Source organism: Kitasatospora sp. LaBMicrA B282 (assembly GCF_050325825.1).
GTDB lineage: Bacteria > Actinomycetota > Actinomycetes > Streptomycetales > Streptomycetaceae > Kitasatospora.
On record NZ_JBNQTI010000343.1, the window covers coordinates 1 to 2,008 of the forward strand.

Genomic DNA, 2,008 nt, shown 5'->3' on the forward strand with positions numbered 1-2,008 from the left:
CTTCTCGTCAGTCGCCGATGCTCCGCATGGACTCCCTCCTCGGCGCCGCCGATGCACGCACCCCAACGCCGCCGCGCCCGCCCTTCGGGCGGACGACGGGGGTTTGAAGACAGGCCCTAGAGCCCCTGCAATCAGCGCCGCAGCCGGCGGCACAGCGCGCCAGATCAGAGGCCCTTTGAAGGACCCGGTTCGTGACGCACTCCTGAAACTGAACGGTCCACTTGCGCAGCGATTTCGTTGCCGCAGCCTGGCGAAGTAGGGGGTTGCGCTTCACAACTCCGACCTACGCATTACGAGACCATGAGGGTTCATGTTGCGTGGTGCTGCCCCGTGCCGTCTCGTGCCATCGTGCCTGATCAGAGTATGTGCGGCAGGTTGACCTGTGCCACCTTATGCTGCACCGTCCAAAGGCGTCCGTCCACCGGCTGTCCACCGAGAGAGTCCCAGCGGAGCCATCCTGGGCGCCCCGCAGCGATTGTCATATCCCTACAGGGGAGCACTCGCGCCAGGCCGCTGCTGCCGGAGGACCCAGACGGACCACCCCGGAGGTGGACCAGGTGCGTGTCGTGGAGCCTTGCAGCCATGGGATCGATCGTCGTGCTGTTCGAGCTGGAGCAGGACGAGGCGCTCGGGCCGGATGGTGTCGAGCCTCGGGTCGTCGCTGTCCACGTGGCGGGGGCCGACCCGGATGTGCCCGAGGACCCTCTGCCTCGCACGCTGTGCGGTCTGGACACCAATGCGATGGAGCACTCCCACTACCGGCCTGGCCGGCCTGGGGAGCCCTGGTACCCGCCGCAGCTGGCCGACCGGCGCTGTCTGGAGTGCGAGGCGATGCTGCGCGCCCGGTAGGCCAGAAGGTGCCGGCGCCCGCACGTGGCCACGGGCTGGGTGGCTTCGTCCCAGGCGGCCGAGCAGACTCGCCGGCGGGGGAGGAATACGGCGCTCGTCTTCGTGATTGGTCTCTGCGTACCGGTCGTGCGAAGGGGTGTGGGTGACCGATCTGAAGGTGTTCCGGCGGGGTGCTGATGGCCGTGATGTCGAGCTGCGGGGTTCGACGGTGGCTCGGGAGCGGGAGCTGCAGCGGCGGGTCGAGGGGTCGCTGGAGGCGATGCTGGGGGTGCGGTTTCTGGCCTCGGAGTATCCGACGGGCTCGTGGCACCAGGGGCGGATCGACACGTTGGGCCTGGACGAGGACAACGTCCCGGTGCTGATCGAGTTCAAGCGCGGCCGGGATGCGGGGGTGATTACCCAGGCGGCGTCCTACCTGGTGTGGCTGATGGCGCACCGGCCGGAGTTCGAGGCGCTGGTGCGTAGACGGCTGGGTGCCGTGGTGGCGGAGGCGGTGGACTGGCGTCGGCCTCGGGTGATCTGTGTCGCGGCGGAGTTCTCGAAGCACGATCGGGCGGCGGCTTCGCTCTACCAGCGGGATCATCGGATGGATCTGGTGCGGTACCGGGTGTTCGGTCCGGAGCTGTTGACGCTGCAGTTGGTCGAGCCGTTTGCCGGCGTCACCGGCTCCTCCGTGCCGATACCGGCCGAGCCGGTGGTCGCCGCGGATGCCGGGCCGGAGGCGAGCGTGGTTGCGGGGCCGGGCTCGCTGGTGGAGGTGCCGGGGTGCTTGCGGGAGCTGTACGGCGAGTTGGACGACGTGCTGGCCGCGGCGGGTGAGCTGGAGGTGGTGGTGCTGAAGCACTACATCGCCTACCGGCGGATGCTGAACGTGGCGTCGGTGGTCTTCCGCCCGTCGCCCTCGCACCGGGCGTTGCTGGTGTACCTGCGGTTGGATCCGGACACGGTGGAGCTGGAGCCAGGCTTCACGCGGGACGTGCGCGGGATCGGGCATCTGGGTACGGGTGATCTGGAGGTGCGGATCACGTCGTCGGCGGACGTGGACAAGGCGGCGGTGCTGATCCGGCGGGCGGTGGAGGAGTCCTGACGGACGCGGAAGGGGGGGGGGGGGGGGGGGGGGGGGGGGGAATCGCCATGGGGGTGGGGAGGGGGGGGGGGG

2 protein-coding genes are annotated in these 2,008 nt (G+C 69.6%); both read left to right on the forward strand.

The genetic code is table 11. The features are described 5' to 3' along the window. The first annotated feature begins 582 nt into the window (after nt 1-582). On the forward strand, nt 583-849 hold the full coding sequence (locus tag ACQRUO_RS39285) for a hypothetical protein (protein WP_428320979.1): 267 nt from the start codon (nt 583-585) through the stop codon (nt 847-849). A 142-nt stretch (nt 850-991) separates the two neighbouring features. Next, nucleotides 992-1,936, forward strand: coding sequence for a DUF5655 domain-containing protein (locus ACQRUO_RS39290; RefSeq protein WP_428320980.1), 945 nt, complete (start codon nt 992-994; stop codon nt 1,934-1,936). The last annotated feature ends 72 nt before the right edge of the window (nt 1,937-2,008 follow it).